The sequence below is a fragment of the Mycobacterium shottsii genome (genome assembly GCF_010728525.1).
GTDB lineage: Bacteria > Actinomycetota > Actinomycetes > Mycobacteriales > Mycobacteriaceae > Mycobacterium > Mycobacterium marinum.
The window spans coordinates 4,079,825-4,095,146 of sequence record NZ_AP022572.1 but is presented as its reverse complement, the minus strand read 5'-3'; the positions used below and the strand labels follow the sequence as shown (position 1 = coordinate 4,095,146).

Annotated in this window: 16 protein-coding genes and 3 pseudogenes; 12 read left to right on the top strand and 7 right to left on the bottom strand. The window is 63.4% G+C overall.

Features of this window, described 5'->3' with window-relative positions; all coding sequences use genetic code 11:
• The first annotated feature begins 45 nt into the window (after positions 1-45).
• The 3 genes from G6N41_RS18935 to G6N41_RS18925 are packed head-to-tail and all read left to right on the top strand — an operon-like array spanning position 46 to position 1,844.
• On the top strand, positions 46-372 hold the full coding sequence (locus G6N41_RS18935; RefSeq protein WP_012394519.1) for an ArsR/SmtB family transcription factor: 327 nt from the start codon (positions 46-48) through the stop codon (positions 370-372).
• Positions 369-797 carry an SRPBCC family protein gene (locus tag G6N41_RS18930; protein WP_198965368.1) on the top strand — a complete coding sequence of 143 codons (429 nt, stop codon included), beginning with the start codon at positions 369-371 and terminating at the stop codon, positions 795-797. Before G6N41_RS18935 ends, G6N41_RS18930 begins: the two co-directional genes overlap by 4 nt.
• A gap of 42 nt (positions 798-839) precedes the next feature.
• A complete protein-coding gene (locus G6N41_RS18925; RefSeq protein ID WP_198965367.1) occupies positions 840-1,844 on the top strand; it encodes a zinc-binding dehydrogenase in 1,005 nt (334 codons plus the stop codon).
• A gap of 50 nt (positions 1,845-1,894) precedes the next feature.
• Here G6N41_RS18925 and G6N41_RS18920 read toward each other — a convergent pair whose 3' ends face one another.
• Entirely contained in the window at positions 1,895-3,544 is a 1,650-nt protein-coding gene (locus G6N41_RS18920) for a phytoene desaturase family protein (protein ID WP_231609027.1), read from the bottom strand.
• A gap of 18 nt (positions 3,545-3,562) precedes the next feature.
• Here G6N41_RS18920 and istA point away from each other — a divergent pair.
• The 4 genes and pseudogenes from istA to istB form a co-directional block, all read left to right on the top strand.
• Positions 3,563-4,825, top strand: a pseudogene (istA, locus tag G6N41_RS18915) (IS21 family transposase); the annotation flags it as partial.
• 47 nt (positions 4,826-4,872) lie between these two features.
• Positions 4,873-5,742, top strand: a complete 870-nt coding sequence (locus tag G6N41_RS18910) for an IS5 family transposase (RefSeq protein WP_407663832.1) — start codon at positions 4,873-4,875, stop codon at positions 5,740-5,742.
• A gap of 10 nt (positions 5,743-5,752) precedes the next feature.
• Positions 5,753-6,013 (top strand): annotated as a pseudogene (locus G6N41_RS18905) (IS21 family transposase); the annotation flags it as partial.
• Positions 6,010-6,822: an IS21-like element helper ATPase IstB gene (gene istB, locus G6N41_RS18900; RefSeq protein ID WP_198965366.1), complete on the top strand. Its 813-nt coding sequence runs from the start codon at positions 6,010-6,012 to the stop codon at positions 6,820-6,822. The pseudogene G6N41_RS18905 and the gene istB, both read left to right, overlap by 4 nt.
• Positions 6,823-6,889: 67 nt before the next feature.
• Here the strand turns inward: istB and G6N41_RS29615 are convergent.
• Positions 6,890-6,970, bottom strand: a pseudogene (locus G6N41_RS29615) (hypothetical protein); the annotation flags it as partial.
• A gap of 137 nt (positions 6,971-7,107) precedes the next feature.
• On the opposite strand from G6N41_RS29615, the gene G6N41_RS18895 reads away from it, so the two are divergent.
• Positions 7,108-7,707 carry a TetR/AcrR family transcriptional regulator gene (locus tag G6N41_RS18895; protein WP_038579694.1) on the top strand — a complete coding sequence of 200 codons (600 nt, stop codon included), beginning with the start codon at positions 7,108-7,110 and terminating at the stop codon, positions 7,705-7,707.
• 387 nt (positions 7,708-8,094) lie between these two features.
• On the opposite strand, the gene G6N41_RS18890 is transcribed toward G6N41_RS18895, so the two are convergent.
• Positions 8,095-9,228, bottom strand: coding sequence for a hypothetical protein (locus G6N41_RS18890; RefSeq protein ID WP_198965365.1), 1,134 nt, complete (start codon positions 9,226-9,228; stop codon positions 8,095-8,097).
• A complete protein-coding gene (locus tag G6N41_RS18885) occupies positions 9,228-10,166 on the bottom strand; it encodes a metal-dependent hydrolase (protein WP_198965364.1) in 939 nt (312 codons plus the stop codon). The genes G6N41_RS18890 and G6N41_RS18885 overlap by 1 nt, the downstream gene beginning before the upstream one ends.
• A gap of 142 nt (positions 10,167-10,308) precedes the next feature.
• On the opposite strand from G6N41_RS18885, the gene G6N41_RS18880 reads away from it, so the two are divergent.
• From G6N41_RS18880 to G6N41_RS18865, 4 genes are read left to right on the top strand one after another with little or no spacing between them, the layout of a single operon-like run.
• Positions 10,309-11,136 carry a hypothetical protein gene (locus tag G6N41_RS18880; RefSeq protein ID WP_231608588.1) on the top strand — a complete coding sequence of 276 codons (828 nt, stop codon included), beginning with the start codon at positions 10,309-10,311 and terminating at the stop codon, positions 11,134-11,136.
• The gene (locus G6N41_RS18875) at positions 11,124-11,549 is read left to right on the top strand and encodes a hypothetical protein (RefSeq protein WP_036455673.1); all 426 of its coding nucleotides are present in this window, start codon (positions 11,124-11,126) and stop codon (positions 11,547-11,549) included. The genes G6N41_RS18880 and G6N41_RS18875 overlap by 13 nt, the downstream gene beginning before the upstream one ends.
• Before the next feature lie 48 nt (positions 11,550-11,597).
• Positions 11,598-12,068, top strand: a complete 471-nt coding sequence (locus G6N41_RS18870) for a hypothetical protein (protein WP_020729042.1) — start codon at positions 11,598-11,600, stop codon at positions 12,066-12,068.
• Positions 12,069-12,080: 12 nt separating this feature from the next.
• Positions 12,081-13,064: an FAD-dependent oxidoreductase gene (locus tag G6N41_RS18865; RefSeq protein WP_198967921.1), complete on the top strand. Its 984-nt coding sequence runs from the start codon at positions 12,081-12,083 to the stop codon at positions 13,062-13,064.
• Positions 13,065-13,078: 14 nt separating this feature from the next.
• Here G6N41_RS18865 and G6N41_RS18860 read toward each other — a convergent pair whose 3' ends face one another.
• From G6N41_RS18860 to G6N41_RS18850, 3 genes are all read right to left on the bottom strand, one after another.
• A complete protein-coding gene (locus G6N41_RS18860) occupies positions 13,079-13,510 on the bottom strand; it encodes an anti-sigma factor antagonist (protein WP_011740808.1) in 432 nt (143 codons plus the stop codon).
• Between the two features lie 293 nt (positions 13,511-13,803).
• Positions 13,804-14,205, bottom strand: coding sequence for a phage holin family protein (locus G6N41_RS18855; RefSeq protein ID WP_020725326.1), 402 nt, complete (start codon positions 14,203-14,205; stop codon positions 13,804-13,806).
• A gap of 16 nt (positions 14,206-14,221) precedes the next feature.
• Positions 14,222-15,289: an amidohydrolase family protein gene (locus tag G6N41_RS18850; protein ID WP_198965363.1), complete on the bottom strand. Its 1,068-nt coding sequence runs from the start codon at positions 15,287-15,289 to the stop codon at positions 14,222-14,224.
• Between the last annotated feature and the right edge of the window lie 33 nt (positions 15,290-15,322).

Sequence of the window (15,322 nt, the reverse complement as noted above, 5' to 3'; positions counted from 1 at the left end):
TCGGAAAAGTTGATATGTCGGAAATCTCCGACATATATTCGTCGGGTGTGCACCCCGGAACGCATTTGCGACCGGATCTTCGTCGCGCTGGCTAGTCCGGTGCGGCGCAAGCTACTTGAGATTCTGACCGGGCAGCCGCTATCGGCAGGGGAACTCAGCGATCGGTTCGAGCTGAGTCGCCCTGCCATCGCAGAACACCTCAAGGTGCTGCGCGAAGCCGGGCTGGTCAGTGACGAGGCGCAGGGGCGCCGGCGCATCTACCGGCTGACCGCCGAACCGCTGGCCGAGCTGGGTGAGTGGCTGCATCCATTCGAGAAGCTCTGGCGAGATAAGTTGTCCGCACTTGCCGAAACGGCCGAGGAGCAGCAGTGAGCCCGACGATTTGCGTGGACCAGTTCGTGGCTGCGCCCCCGGAGAAAGTGTGGCGGCTGCTGACCGAACCCGATCTGCTGCGGCGCTGGTGGGCCGAGGGTGAGGTGGCCGCGGTGGTCGGGCACCAGTTCGAACTCGACATGCCGGGTTTTGGAAAGCAACGCTGCAAAGTGCTCGAGGTGGACCCGCCGCACCGCTTCGTCTACACCTTCACCGCCGCCTGGACGCTCGCCTGGACCTTGGAGCCCGAAGGCGCGGGCACCCGGGTGTTCTTGGAGCACAGTGGCTTTGATCGCAACGATAAGCGCATGGCCGATGCGTTCCTGCGGATGGGGCCCGGCTGGCGCGATGTGGTTCTCCCCCGCCTGGCGGCGGCCGTCACGGCGACTGCCGATGGGGCCGAGAAAGCAGCCGTCGGCGAGTAATTCCGCAAGCTGCGGTTCGATGAGTCCTGATATGGAGGAGCAATGCGTGCTGTCGTAATCACGAAACATGGTGACCTGTCTGTCCTGCAGGTGCAGCAGCGGCCCGACCCGCCGCCGCCCGGCCCGGGTCAGCTGCGGATCTCGGTTCGCGCGGCGGGGGTGAACTTCGCTGACCACCTCGCCCGCGTGGGTCTCTACCCGGATGCACCGAAGCTTCCGGCGGTGGTTGGCTACGAAGTCGCCGGGACCGTCGAGGCCGTGGGCGCCGGCGTCGACGAAAGCCGGATCGGCGAAAGAGTTTTGGCTGGGACACGGTTCGGCGGCTATTCCGAGATAGTGAACGTCACGGCGACCGACGCGGTGGTGCTCCCCGAAGGATTGAGCTTTGAACAGGGGGCCGCGGTCCCGGTGAACTACGCCACCGCGTGGGCGGCTCTGCACGGGTACGGGTCGTTGCGGGCCGGAGAGCGTGTGCTGGTGCACGCCGCGGCCGGTGGTGTTGGCATCGCGGCTGTTCAATTCGCCAAGGCGGCGGGTGCTCCGGTGCACGGAACCGCATCTCCTGGGAAGCATCAGCGGCTTGCAGAATTGGGAGTCGATCGGGCCATCGACTACCGCCGGGACGGCTGGTGGAAGGGCCTGGACTCCTATGACCTCGTGTTCGACGCGCTCGGGGGCACCTCCCTGCGCCGATCGTATGAGCTGCTGCGCCCGGGAGGCAGGCTGGTCGGCTACGGGGTTTCCAACATGCAGGAGGGCGAGAAGCGCTCGCTGCGCCGGGTGGCCCCACATGCGCTATCGATGCTGCGCGGCTTCAACCTGATGAAGCAGCTCGAGGAGTCCAAAACCGTGATCGGTCTCAACATGCTGCGATTGTGGGACGACCGTGGCACGCTCGAGCCCTGGATCGCGCCCCTGAGTGAGGCGCTCGGTCAAGCTACCGCTGCGCCGATCGTTCACGCGGCGATACCGTTCGGCGAAGCGCCCGAAGCGCACCGCATTCTGGCGGCCCGGGAGAACATCGGCAAGGTTGTGCTGGTGTCATGAGTGTTAGGCGTGCATCGGTACACGTATAGCCAGTCGCCAATGCTGTTGCGCTATCCCGATGTTTGCCGTGTGGCCACATCCTCGAGCACCTGATGGGCAGCGTTGTAGCCCGGTATGAAGGTGATGCCCGGGCCGCCATGGCATCCAGCGCCGCCGAGGTAGAGGCCGTCGATGGGAATCGGAAAGTCGAGAAATCCCTTGGGGCCGGGGCGGTTGGGCCCCATCAGATCCGGATGCAACAACCCGTGGCAGAAGTCACCCGAGGGGGCCCCGAACATTGTTTGCATGTGATACGGCGCGAACGTGATGTAGCGGATCACAATGTCTTTGAAGTTGGGGGCGAATCGGGTGATCTTGTCGATCACGCGTTGGGCCATAAGCCGTTTCAGATGACCATGTTGGTCGCGGTCGACCTCCACCGGAAACGCGTACGCATAAGCGCTGGCGGCGTGCTTGCCCGGCGGTGCGAGGCCGCTGTCGTGGACCGAGGGAATCTGCATCCCCATCGAGGGATTCTCCGGCACGATGCCTCGCCGGCAGGTTTCCCATTGCTGTTGCTGTTCCTCGGGCGTTCCGAAGATGCCGACCGACTGCTGCATTCCCGGCTCGTTCAACAGCTCATACGGTGGTGCGAATTCGGGTAGCGCGTCGAGGGCGAAGTGGATCTGTACGAAGGAGGCCCGATGGTCGCGCCCGGCCAACCGTGCCAGCAGATCTGCCCCGACGTGTTCCGGCCCGACGAGCTTGGCTAGGGTCACGTCCGGCGCCAGGTTGGACACCACGACCGGCGTGCTGATCACCGAGCCGTCGGGCAGTCGCACACCAGACACCGCCCCGCGGTCAACGACGATCTCCACTACTTTCGAGCGGAATCGGATGTCGCCGCCGGCCGATGCGAAAAGCTCCCGCAGGTGATCGGTCAGGGCACCGATGCCGCCTCTGAGCTTGGTCATCATCGCGGTGCTGTCGTCGGGCACCGCAAGGGCAAACGCCAGGCAGGCGGCGCTGCCAGGAGTAAATGGTCCACGGTAGGTGGAATTGACGGCCAGAAACGCCAACATTCCGCGCATCACCGCATGTTTTTCCTTGTCCGGCAGGAATCGGTCGATCACGTCCATCGCGGAGCCGAATAGCATTTCATGAATAGCCCTGCGCTCGGCCTGGTTGGTGGCGCAGGCATACATCTCTTCGAGGGTCCGGGGCGGCGTGCGCACCTCGAAGCGGCCGAGTGCCCGGGCCGGCCCCTGACTCCAGCCGATCAGCTCGGCCATGCCGGTGACAGCTGCCGAGCCGTGCTTTTCGCCTAGGTGTGAGATCAGTTGCAGCGGATCTCGATAGAAGATCATCGCCTCTTCGCCGGATTCGCCGATGTTGGTCGACATCACCTCGGGTGCCACGGTGGGCAAGGTGTCCAGCCCAAGCTCTTTGCTGATTTGGCTGTCGGTCGGAAATTGCACCGATCCTGCGATCTCGAAGTGGAGGCCGTCGATCAGTTCAACCGTTGCGGCCATTCCTCCGGCGTATGTGTTGGCTTCCATGCATAGGGTGCGAAGTTGTCCGTGGCCATGAAAAAGTAGCCACTGGTGGCCAAGTCGAGGTATCCAGTTTTGGCCAGATAAAAGTATCCACCCCGTGTTCGTCGTGTCGATCAGGAACTGTGGGCCCCGATGGTGACGGTGAAGGCGCCAACCAATGGCCATCACCACCGGGGAGTTCCATTGAAGTCTGTGAAGGACCGCATGGACATCATTTCTGCCGATCAACAGCTCGGGTCGTACCGGGCCGCCGCCGACGCGTGCGGCACCACGCATCGCACCGTCAAGAAGATCATCGACAAATTCGAGGCCGACCAGGCCGGCATACCGCCGGCACGGCGGGCCGAACGAGGGCACAACTACGATTCGGTGGCCGAGCTGGTCGCCGAACGTGTCGAGAAATCTGGAGGCCGGATCTCGGCCAAGCGGCTGCTGCCGATCGCCCGCACCGCAGGCTACCAAGGCTCGGATCGCAACTTCCGGCGTCTTGTTGCCGAGGCGAAGACGTTGTGGCGCAGCGCCAATCACTGCGGGCGCCGTCCAGCGGTATGGTCACCAGGGCAGTACCTGGTGATCGACTGGGCCCAAGCGGCACCGGGATTGTTCCTGTTCTGCGCGGTGCTGGCATTCTCCCGGTGGCGATTCGTGCGTTTCGCCGCCGACCAGAAGGCCTCGACCACGCTGGCGTTGATCGCCGAAACCCTGTCGGCGATCGGCGGGGTCCCGGCGTGGGTGCTGGCTGATCGGATGGCCTGCCTCAAAGGCGGGGTAGTCGCCAATGTGGTCGTCCCGACCCCGGATTACATCCGACTGGCCACCCATTACGGGTTCGCCCCGGACTTCTGTCACGCCAACGACCCACAATCCAAGGGCATCGTGGAGAACCTGTGCGGCTATGCCCAACGCGACCTGGCGGTGCCGCTGCTGACCCAGTCCGCTGTCGACGGCGTGCCGATCGACATCCGGGCCGCCAACGCCGCTGCGGCGGCGTGGTGCGACGAGGTCAATGCCCTGGCGCACTCGGAGATTCAGGCGATTCCCGACGAACGGTTGGTCTCCGAACGCCAAGTACTGCAACCACTTCCATCGTTGCGCTTACAGATCGGGGCGCCCACGGTGCTGCGCAAGGTCGACCGACTCTCCTGTGTGCGCTACGGCTCGGCCCGCTACTCGGTACCCACCCGGCTGATCGGCACCACCGTGGCAGTGGTGGTCGATCACGGCGCGGTCTGCCTGGTCGAACCGGCTACCGGGATGATCGTGGCCGAACACGAACTGGTCGCCCCAGACTCAGCGTCGATCCTCGATGAGCACTACGACGGGCCAAGGCTGGCACCGAGTCGGGGCCCGCGGCCCAAGACCAGCGTGGAGAAGCAGTTCTGCGCCCTCGGCGCGGACGCCGAGGCATTCCTCGTCGGCGCCGCGGCGATCGGCAACACCCGCCTAGGGCGTGTCTGCTTAATGTGAATGGTGTTTTGGCTGATGCTGTTTGGGTGATGCGGACGCATGCGATTTCTGATGATTTGTGGTCGCTGATCGTGGCGGTGTTGCCTGCGGGGCGGCGGCGTGGCCGGCCGTGGAACGATCATCGACGTACTCTGGAGGGCATTATCTGGCGTTACCGTACGGGATCTCCGTGGTGTGACCTGCCCGAGCACTTCGGTCCCTGGCAATCGGTGGCCGAGAGGCATCTACGCTGGTCGGTCGATGGCATCTACGCGCGGATCTTCGCGGCGATCGCCTCTGACCTCGACGCCGAGGACGCCGACCTGGGCGCACTGTTGTCGGTCGATTCGACCAGTGTGCGCGCCCACCAACACGCAGCCGGAGCGCCCGGGCGCCGCACAGGGGATCTGTCGAATTACAAGAAATATCTCGATGAGCCCGATGACCACGCCATTGGGCGTTCCCGCGGCGGGCTGACTACCAAGATCCACGCCTTGACCGACCAGCTGTGCAGTCCGGTCACCCTGGCACTGTCGGCCGGTCAAGCCGGTGATAATCCGATGCTTTGGCCATTGCTGGCCGCCCGGTGCAGCAACTCATACGCCCCGTTTCGCCTGCTGGCGGACAAGGCGTACTCCCATGACTCGACGCGGGCACAGCTGCGCCGGCTCAAGATCGCCCATACCATCCCCGAGCGCAGCGACCAGATCACCCGCCGCAAAGCCAAAGGCCGCAACGGAGGACGGCCTCCGGGGTTCTCAGGCCGAATCTACAAGCACCGTAACACCGTCGAGCGAAGCTTCAACGGGCTCAAACACTGGCGCGCGGTCGCCACCTGCTACGACAAATACGCCCTGACCTACCTCGGCGGTGTCACCCTGGCCGCCATCATCACCTACCACCGCGTCCGCAATTAGCAGACAGGACCTAGCCGCAGAGCTGGAGATCCTGCTCGCCCTGGGGGCCGCCCACGGCACCGACGCGCTGATCGCGGCGCTGCACCGGGCGGTAGCGTTTCGCCGGTTCCGGGCCGCCGACGTGCGCTCCATCCTGGCCGCGGGCACCGGAACCCCACAACCCCGCCCTGCCGGGGATGCGCTGATTCTGGACCTACCGGTCGCCCCGATGCGTTCCCTGGACGCCTACAAGATCGGACCCGTCGGAGCCGATGACGAGGTGATCTCATGACCACGACATCACCAACGACTGCCGTCGAACCCGTGGCGCCGCCGTCGTTGCCGCCGCTGGCCGCTGATCTGGATGCCGGGCTGCGGCGGTTGAAGTTGGCCGCGGTGCGGCGCAGCGCACCCGAGGTCTTGCTGACCGCCAAGACCCAACGCTGGACTCCTGAGGAAGTGCTGCGCACGCTCGTCGAGACCGAACTGGCCGCCCGGGATGCCTCCAACATCGTCAACCGGCTCAAGGCCGCCGCGTTCCCCGTCTCGAAAACGTTGGAGTCCTTCGACGTGGCCGCCTCGTCGATCCCGCCGAAGGTTTTCGACTACCTGTCGAGTCTGGAATGGATACGGGCCCAACAGAACCTGGCGATCATCGGCCCGGCCGGCACCGGCAAATCCCACACCCTGATCGGGTTGGGGACCGCGGCGATCCACGCCGGGCTCAGGGTCCGCTACTTCACCGCCGCTGATCTCGTCGAGACCCTCTACCGCGGCCTGGCCGACAACACCGTCGGCAAGATCATCGAATCGCTGCTGCGGGTCGACCTGATCATCTTGGACGAACTCGGCTTCGCCCCACTCGATGACACCGGTACCCAACTGCTGTTCCGCTTGGTCGCCGGCGCCTACGAACGCCGCAGCCTGGCCATCGGGTCACACTGGCCCTTCGAACAATGGGGCCGGTTCCTGCCCGAGCAGACCACCGCAGTCAGCATCCTCAACCGCCTGCTACACCACGCCACCCTCGTCATCACCGACGGCGACTCCTACCGCATGAAGGACGCCCAGCACCGGAAGGAGCAACCCACACCAACCTAGGAACTACCGCCCGGGGTGGATACTTCTATCTGGCCACCAGCGGATACTTCAACTTGGCCATTGACACAAGTCCCGCGCGTTGCAGAACCGCGGCGGCGGTCAACCCGTTGTGCCCAGCTCCCACCACGATCGCGTCATAGTCCGTCACGGCTATTTCCTCCCGAGTAGGCAATGTGCACGTCCCAGGTTATGTCAGTACTGACATAATTTGAAGATGTCAGCCCTGACATCCTTGGCGCCGCTGAGATGGCATCCTTGGCGCCGCTGAGATGGCATCGGTGCGAGATGGCCGTGCCCACCAACCGTCACGAACTGCGTCGACGATCCACCCACGAAGCGCTGCGGCGGGCTGCATTAAAGAGCTTTGCGCGTAAGGGATTTGCTCAGGTGACGGTGACCGAGCTGGCACGAGAGGCCGGTGTTACCGAACGGACGTTCTTCCGACATTTCCCGACCAAAGAAGCGGTGCTGTTCCAGGACTATGAGAACCAGCTGGAGTGGCTCGCGCAGGCGCTTGCCCAACGCCCGGTGTCCGAGCCGCTCTTTGATGCGGTCTTGGCCAGTGTCGCCGCCTTTCCTCATGATCTGGAAGTGGTGCGCCAGGCCGCAACCGCTCGAAGCGAGTTGATCAGCGCGGATCGGATCGCTAACCATCTGCGGGTGGTGCAGTCGTCGTTCGCGCAGGTGCTGGCCGCGTTCGTCAGAGACCGGTATGCGGATGTGGCCAATGTCGACCTGGTTGCGGAGGTCGCCGGCGCGACGATTGCAGCGGCTCTTGTGGTGGCGGTGGAAAATTGGGGCCGCAACGGGTGTGTCGTAGACCTCGGCGAACTGGTGGCCGCGAGCCTGGATCTGGTGCGGTCCGGTTTGGCGCCGCTGTCCTAGACAACTACCGACCCCTCGCAACGTAACAGCCGGTAGCCCCCTCCCGCTCGTCGCTGGAGTAGGCACCGTGCTTCTGAGTCATCTTCACAGATGTGGTGGACATGAGTGCTGCAAGCCAGAATTCGGCGACGTTAGGGCACTTCGGACATTACCCGCAGACGATTGCTTCCAGTCCATTTCGTGCCCGACCTCGACACCAGCTGACCTCTAGATTGAGCAGATGCTCTCGGTGCGGTTTCCGGACCGCCGAGAACGCGACGCATCCGTCAAGCCCGTGGCAGCCATCGCGGGAACATCACACGCACCGCCAAATGGGCCACTCGTGGGACAAGGCATCGATGCTCGCCTATGTGAGAGTCCCGGATAGTGCTAGCTCCCGCATCGCCATCACACGAGGACACTTGTTTGGCGTGGCACGGCAACGGTCTTGGCGGCCGTGACGCTAAGAGTGGCGATGACAAGACAGGCGATCGTGTACCAGAGGCTGCCGATGGGATCACCGTTGGGAGTTACGCCGTCGACGGCCGCGAAGTAGGCCGGCAGAGATGTCGCCCAGAGGATCGTCATGACGGCCAGGTAGGCCGCAGCGTAGCCGAGGATGAGCGGGTTGGCGTATTGCAGGACGCCGGGCACGTAGCCGCGGCGTAGGCCGCGCCATTGGTTGCTCATCACCACGAGGGCGATGACGGTGGCTAGGGCAAGTTCGGCTCCGTAGATGAAACCCACAACGGTCGTACTATGAGACAGGGCTCCCGCGATCGTGGCGGGCAGCGGCAGCACTGCGGTGCCGATCGAGGCCAGGACGCCAACAGCGATCGTGCGCCACAGCAGCTGCACCGCTGAGAAGGTCTTGCCCTCATCGACGTGGCGGCCAACGAAAAGTTGGACGAACAGTGCCAGGGACATCGGCCACAACGCAGCGAATACCACGACGCTGGGCAGTGGCACCGAATCGAAGAACGGCCGGTTCATCGGGTTGTCCAGCGTCCATTCCCACCAGCGCAGTTGTGGCCCGAGCTGGTCGAAGATCTCGTAGAACGCGTGGTGCACAAATCCCACGCAGACGGCGCCGACCAGGGCCCCGTACCGGCGGAAAACCCCCAGCATTCGGACAATTTCATAAGCCACTGTCGCCATCGTCGGATAGACAGCGACGATGTACAGCGGTAGCCGGCCCCACAAGAAATCGACGGTGAACACGTTGTGGGCAAACATCGTGTCGACGTGGCTACTGATGCCGAAGGCTGCGGGAAAGTACAACGGCGGCTCGATGATGACCAGGTAGGAGATCGCGCCCAACCACAGCACGAGGTTGGTCGGATCGTTGTGGCGACGGAGCCGCACGATCGCGTACACCAACGTCAGCACCGCCCCGGCGATCATGGTGACTTCCAGGACGGGCAGCGTCCAGTTCGCCAGGCTGAATGGGTTGCGCAATTCGATGAGCCCGCCCGCGTCATCGCACGAAAAGCCTAGCCGCGCAGCAAGTCCGGCGAACGTCGGGGCGCACAGATCAAACATCAGCGATCCCTCGCGAGCTGCTGGACGGGTGCCGTATACCACTGAGTGACGTCGTAGCCCGCCGCGTAACGTTTGAACCATTCATCGGCCAGGGCCGGTAGGTTCTCGTGAGCGGGATTGTGGCCTGGAATTTGGCTGCGCACGACCCCGAACATGGCGATCAGCTGCTCGCGCCACGGAAGGTGTCCGAAGGCGTTGCCCAACGGGCCGTCATCAGCGACATCGAAGAAGGGCAGCCTCTGCATCAGGGCCTTCTTCTGGCGCTGCATGCCAAACATCGACAGGGCGTCCACCTTGAGTTCCTCGACCGGGACGTGCTTGTTGAACCCGTGGCAGGCGATCTGCAACACCGACCAGACATGTTTGAAGATCGACGGTGCTACCCGCATGCGGTACCAGGGGTCGTCGACCACCGCGTCGTAGATGATCAACGCTGAGCTGCGATGCTCGACCTCTTCGACGAAGTGCCATAAAAACAATGAGGCCACCCGATCGTCTCCCGGAGCGAACAAGGTGTCATCGTGGTCGAGCATCAGCTTGAACGCCGGCGTGAACGTTGCCTCGAGGTCGGCGGTGTAGGCCAACCGGTACTTCAAGGGCTTGCTAGCCGTCAGATCATCGAAGGCGGCGATCACTTCGTCGAGGGTCTCCTTGAGGGCTGGATAACTCTTGATAAGTCCGCGGGCGTGCTGGCGATGGGCCATCGAATGCTGGCCTTCTTGGCGCACAAACGCGTCAGCTTCCTCAGCGATCGCGGGGTCGGTGATCATCGGCTTGGCCTCAGAGATCATGCTCACGACCATCTTCTCGAACGCGATCGCTAGGAACGACACCGCGTTGGCCATGCTGGAAAACGCCGGGTTCTTTTCGTTCCACAGGAACGGAACGTAGTGGTCAGCGAACGTGAAGCGCATTTTTCGCACAATCAGATCTGTCACCGCTTGACATCTCTCTGCTCGGGGAAGCCGCGTCGGGGCTCACGTCAAGTTACCATACAGTCATATATTGATGTGTGTGGGCGTATGATCATGTGGCCGGTGCCTGCATGGGAAGGCATCAACCGAGGCAACGATTGATCGGGTGTCCGCCGCGGCGACGTCTCCCCTACTTCGACCGGAATCGGCGCCTGCACCGCCGCCGCCGTCTTTACCGCCGTCTGCCGAAGCCGGAAATCATCGGATCGTGAGATGTGAGCGAGTTCCGTCGAGATCGCTGTCTTACGACCAACGTTCGGCGCTGCTGGACCGTCTTTATTGTGTCTACAGCGAGACCATGTACGGGCACACGCGCGAACAATTCGAAAAGCACCTGTTCAGCGCTGGCGAGCTCACGTTTGCGCTTTATTACGGCACTTTTGGCGAGTTGGCCGGGTTCGCCTTTAACGGTGTTCAATGCGTCACTCATGGGAAAAGTCGGATGGCGGCGTTTTCCGGCGGTGGCTTCTTCCGGCCCGGGTACAACGGATGCGGCGTGGTCGCCATGTTTTTCGGACTGCGTCAGGCGCTGCGCTTCAAACTCCGCCAGCCGGGCACCGCTTTGGGGTACCTCGCTCGCACCTCCTCCCCGGTTGCCTACTGCCTGTTCACCCGGACCATGCCGCGGGTATATCCGTGTCGCACCTGCGCGACGCCGGTTGAGGTCGACAACTTGGTGCAGAGCATTGGCGAGGGGCGCCACTACGTTCGGACCAACGCGGATTCCTGGGTGGTGCGCTCGGACGCGATTCCGCGCGACGCGTCTCGCATGAGCAAGCTCGACGATCACCCGGACGTGAGGTTCTACAGCCGAATCAATCCGCGATTCTGCGAGGGTGATGCTCTGTTGGTCTGGATACCGCTTAATGCCGCCAACATCGTCGGCGGGTTGTATCGCCAGGTAAGGCTGCGCGTCTTCCGATGGTCGCAGTAGTTCGCAACGGCTGGACACGCGAGGGCGCCCGCCAGGTGTTACTCGCGTTAGGTGCCGGTGTGTTGTATGGCAGCTGGGCGGCGTTTGCCAATCAGGCGGGCGGCGCCGCGGTGGCGCTGCGCGCGGCTTTGACACAGATGCTGTTGAGTATGGCCGCGACCCTGATGTTGGAGCTGGTGCTGGAACGGCTATTTCGCTTGGGGCGCACTCCCAGACGCGGCTTTTGGCTGTCGTGGCTGGGGTCGTCGATGCTGGCCGCGACCGCATTGGTGACGGGGCACGTCCTGGTAGGTACGCCGCACGTTGCCACCACGATCGCGCCGTCACTGATGGTCGGCACCGCATTCTGCTATCTATATGCGCGCGGGATGCTCGCGCGCCGCGGACGCGGGCACCCGAGTCTGGCGGCGTAGATACCAGCAGTTCGAAATGCGCTGCTCACCCCGGTAGGCTGCAGTGCTATGGGCTCGAAGGTAATGGCATCCCACGCGGCGCGCCTTGGCGCTGCGGGATTGCTGCTTGCGGGCTGGGCGGGGTCGATGGGCGTTGCCGCGGCCGATCCCCAACCAGCGCCGCCCGCGCCGAAGACGACGATGGATCACGACGGCACGTATGCCGTGGGCACCGACATCGTTCCCGGTACCTATACGTCAGCGGGGCCGGTCGGCGACGGGACCTGTTATTGGAAGCGCATGAGCAACCCCGATGGCGCCCTCATCGACAACGCGATGACCAAGAGGCCTCAGGTAGTGCAAATCGAGCCGACCGACAAGGCGTTCAAGACGAGCGGCTGCCAACCCTGGCAGAGCACCCCTGACGCCGATGTGCCCGCCGTGCTTCCCGGCCCGGCCGCCGGGGGCCAGTTGCAGATGAATCTGGGGATACTCAACGGGCTGCTTGCTCCGAATGGTCAGCAAGTACCCCCGTCCTAATTGAGGTCGATCTTGGGCAGCGGCCGCACTGCGGCAAGTGATGCGCGACAAGTCGTCGTCATCGGTGCCGGCGTCAGCGGGCTGACGTCGGCCCTGTGCCTGGCCGAAGCGGGTTGGCCGGTGCGGGTGTGGACCGATCTGCTGCCACGGCAAACCACCTCCGCGGTGGCTGGTGCGGTGTGGAGACCGCGATTTGTGGAACCCGTCGTCAAGACCCGAAAGTGGGCCGAGCAGTCACTGCATCGGTTTCGCGAGCTGGCCGACGATCCGACCAGCGGTGTGCAGCTGATGCCCGCTATCAGTGTTGGGGAGATAGCCGAGGTGGACGTGACGGCGTCTGGGGAGGACATGATTCCCGGCCTGCGTCCGGTCGCCGACACCGACGTTCCGGATGGCTTTCCCACGGCCACTGCAGCGACCCTGCCGATGATCGATATGCCCCGCTACCTTGATTACTTGACGACGCGGCTTGCCGCGGCGGGTTGTGAAATTGAGATACACCCGGTGCGGTCGCTAACCGAAGCCGCTCAGAGCGCACCGATCGTGATCAATTGTTCTGGTCTGGGTGCCAGAGAGTTGGCCGGCGATGACACCCTTCGGCCGCGATTTGGCCAGCATGTTGTGCTGGCCAACCCCGGCTTGGACCAACTGTTCATGCAGCTAGGTGATGGCCCGGAATGGATCTGCTACTTCCCTCACCCGCACCGGGTGGTGTGCGGCGGCATCAGCATTCTTGATCGCTGGGACACCACTGCGGATCCCCAGGTGACCGACCGTATCCTGCGAGACTGCCGGCGGGTCGAACCCAGATTGGCCGACGCGCCGGTCATCGAAACAGTTACCGGACTGCGGCCCGATCGGCCGTCGGTGCGCGTGGAAGTCGAGCAGATTGGGGCGACGCGGTGCATTCACAACTACGGTAACGGGGGCGATGGTGTGACTTTGTCGTGGGGTTGCGCGCTTGATGTTGCGCGGCTGGCCGGCCTCGATTGCTGAAGGGCAGCGCCCGCTCAGTGCCCGTTGGGAACGGGCGACAACGCGGCTTCGACCGACGAATACATCGGCAGCAGACGGCGCAGTCCACACGCGGCAATGGTGCGGGCAACGATGGGCTGGTTGCTCACCAATCGCAGATTCACGCCGCGCCGACGGCACCGCACCGACTCTTGGGCCAAAACCGCATAGGCACACGAGCCAATGAAATCCAGGTCACGGATATCGATCACGAACGGACCCGGCGCGATGGCGATGGCAGCGCTGCGATTCACCAACCGCTGCCAGACCACCTCATTGCTGGCGTCAACGTCTCCTCCGACGTGAACAACCACTGCCGAGCCGGTGCACTCGGTGACCGCCCGTAGACCGGTATGCGGATCCCCGGCGGGTGAACTCAGCCGGGTGCTCGATGAACTGGGCGATGACCCCATCGCGACGGTGTTCACTCTTCGCACTATCCCGTCCTAGTGTGCCGTTAGGTAGCGCCGACCTGGATCCGCGAGGACAAACCATCGGTCCTCGCAATCGCAGCAGAGCTACTGTCTCCGAGCGCGTTAGCGAGCTGTGTTCGTAAGCATATGTGCAACTGTGGCTGACAACATAGGGTGTCGCGTGCGGTAATTTTGGGCGCTCTTGCTCGGCAAGTTTGTCACATCGATCGACGTAGGTGGCTGAACTTCGATTTATGGTCGTGTTCTACCTGCCCTCAGCAACCTAATCGAAGGCCAACTAATAATGGCTAGCCGCGCGCTACGCGGCGCAAATCACGAGTCAGCAACGACAGAAGCCAGCTCACGATCGACAAGAGGATGGCGGCCCAGATGGCGGTCCACCAGAAGTGGTCGATCTGCAGGCCCCACCTGGTGGTGTCCTCGGTGATCCGGGCGGTGATCCACAACATGAACGCGTTGATGACGACGTGAATGAGGCCCAGCGTCAGGATGTAGAGCGGGATTGACAGAAATTGCACGATGGGCTTGATGATGGCGTTGACGAGGCCGAAGATCACCGCGACAACGAAGATGATCCCGATCTTCTCCAACGTCGTATCGCCACCGACAAATCGGATCCCCGAGATGCAGAGCGTGACTACCCACAATGCAAATCCCGTGACGGCGGCGCGTAGCAGAAAAGGTCCCATGCGCCGATCCTGCCATTCAATTCAGCTCGTAGAAGCGCTGGGCGTTGACTCCAGCGATCTTGTTCCGAGACTGTTCACCGATGTCGGTCCTGGTGCGCAGCTGCTTCGTGCTCTCGGGCCACTCGCCGTCCCAATGCGGGTAGTCGCTGGCGAACATGATGAAGTCATCGCCCAGCACGTCAATCACGCCAGGCAGGATTGGCTCGTCGGGCTCGCAGGTCACCCAGACGTTGCCGGCGCGCAGGTAGTCGTGCGGGTCGCGGCGCCAGCCTCCGTCGATCCAGTCACCGCGCTTCTCGTAGTGCTCGTGCAGGCGGTCGACAAAGAAGGGGACCCAGCCGACGCCCGCCTCCAGAAAGGCAACTCGCAATCGGGGATGACAGTCAAAGACACCGCCCGAGAACAGCGCGGTCATCGCCGTCATCTGGTCGAAAGGGAAGCTGATGCAGTGCACCTGGATGTAGTTGGTGAAGCGGTCCACGCCGATTTTGGGCAGGTGCATGCCGGGGGCGCCGTGAATTCCCAGCGGCATCCCCTGCTCGGCGGCGGCGGCGTAGAACGGATCCAGGTCAGCATGGTCAAGGTTGCGGGACTTGAGCGCGGGTGGGACCAACGTTGCGACCAGCCCCAGCTCGTTGGCCTCTTTCATGATGTCGATGGCCACTTGCCCGTGTTCGATGGGAGTGACACCGACACCGCGTAGTCGCCCGTTCGTCGGGGCACAGAAGTCCGCGATCCACTCGTTGTAGAGGCGCGCGAAACCGGCGGCGAACGCCGGGTCTTCCAGGCTGGGAACGCAGAGCCCGACGCTGGGATAGAGCACCATCGTGTCCAGGTGATCGCGATCGGCGTCGGCGAGTACGCCATCGGCTGTCGCACAGTTGATTCCGGGCGCTTTGCTGATGCCGTGTTGGGGCGGACACCCGGCCCCGGGACCGTTGTCCTGCGGGTAGTGCCGGCCCTCGATCATTAGATGCGGTCGACCGCATGTGGTGAGTCGCACCCGGTCCGGCCAACGACGCAGCGCTTCGCCGGTCAGCGACGCGTTTTCGGCGACATGTCCATCGGCATCGATGATTCGCATATAAGCCCAAGCTACTCGCGGGTGGCCGCTACC